We start from the raw sequence: 1,447 nt of genomic DNA on the forward strand, positions 1-1,447 counted from the left end.
AGGCCTTCGGCCTCTCCCCAGGGGAGGCCTTCGGCCTCTCCCGCCCATGGCAGCAAGCATGACAGCAGGACCATGACCGCAGGACCATGACGACATGACAACAAGGCCAGGCAAGGCTTCAGGGGAATAGCGCAATGATCACCACGACCAACGACAAGAGCCGTGACCGGAACGGCGGCGACAAGAACAAGGCCCGGCAGTTCGGCATCACCTCGCGCATCCTCGCCTCCTCGGCGCTGGCCGGCGCGCTGGTCTTCGCCATCGGCGGCTGGGCCGCCCAGGCGAAGCTGTCGGGCGCCGTCATCACCCATGGCCAGGTGGTCGTCTCCGAACAGGTCAAGACCATCCAGCACCGCGACGGCGGCATCATCGCCGCCATCCGCGTCGACAACGGCACCGCCGTCAGGAAGGGTGACGTCCTGCTTGTCCTCGACGACACCCAGACCCGCGTCGAGCTGTCGATCGTCAAGGCGCAGCTGCAGCAGTTCACCGCCGCCCATGCCCGGCTGGTGGCCGAGCGCGACGAGGCCGACGCCGTCGGCTTCGACACGCTCGATCTCTCCCCTGCCGTGATCTCGGGCGAGACGAGGCTGTTTGAGGCCAACCGCCGCATGGTCGCCAACCAGAAGGAGCAGCTGCGCCTGCAGATCGTCCAGCTCGAGGAGCAGGTGCGCGGCTTCCAGGCGCAGAGCCGCTCCAACGACAGCGAGGCCGAGATCGTCGAGCAGGAGCTTGCCAAGACCGAGAAGCTGCTCGCCAACCAGCTGGTGCCGATCTCGCAGAAGCGCGACCTGTTGCGCCAGCGCGCCCGCATCGAGGGCAGCCGCGGCGAGCTCATCGCCCGCGTCGCCGAGGCCGAGGGCGAGATCAGCGAGCTCAACATGAAGCTGATCTCCATCGACCAGACCACCCGCAAGGAGGCGCAGACCGAGATCGTCAACCTGCTCGCCAAGATCGCCGAGCTCAACGAGCGCGAGATCGCCGCCCGCGACCGCCTCACCCGCATGGAGGTGCGCGCCCCCGTCGACGGCTTCGTCTATGACCTGCAGATCCACACCATCGGCGGCATCATCGCGCCCGGCGCCGTCGTCATGTCCGTCGTGCCAAATAGCGGCGACCTCACCATCGAGGTCCGCATTCCCCCCGTCGACATCGACCGCGTCTTTCCCGGCCAGCCCGCCCGCATGCGCTTCACCGCCTTCAACCAGCGCACCACACCCGAACTCCACGGCACCGTCGCCGTCGTCGCCGCCGCAACAACCCTCGACCGCGCAACCGGCCAGCCCTACTACCTCGCCTCCCTCTCCCTTAACGACCAGAACCTCCTCAAGGACAACAAACTCATCCCCGGAATGCCCGTCGAAGTCTTCGTCCAGACCGCCGAACGAACCGCTCTCTCATACCTCCTCAAGCCATTCACCGACCAGATGATGAAGGCATTCAGGGA

General features: G+C 66.6%; 1 protein-coding gene. It reads left to right on the plus strand.

Annotated elements, in window-relative coordinates:
• Nucleotides 1-134: 134 nt before the first annotated feature.
• Nucleotides 135-1,447 (plus strand): HlyD family type I secretion periplasmic adaptor subunit (locus FHT71_RS31135; RefSeq protein WP_183723302.1); only part of this gene is annotated, 1,313 nt, incomplete at its 3' end.

It is taken from the genome of Rhizobium sp. BK060, assembly GCF_014193145.1.
Classification (GTDB): domain Bacteria; phylum Pseudomonadota; class Alphaproteobacteria; order Rhizobiales; family Rhizobiaceae; genus Rhizobium.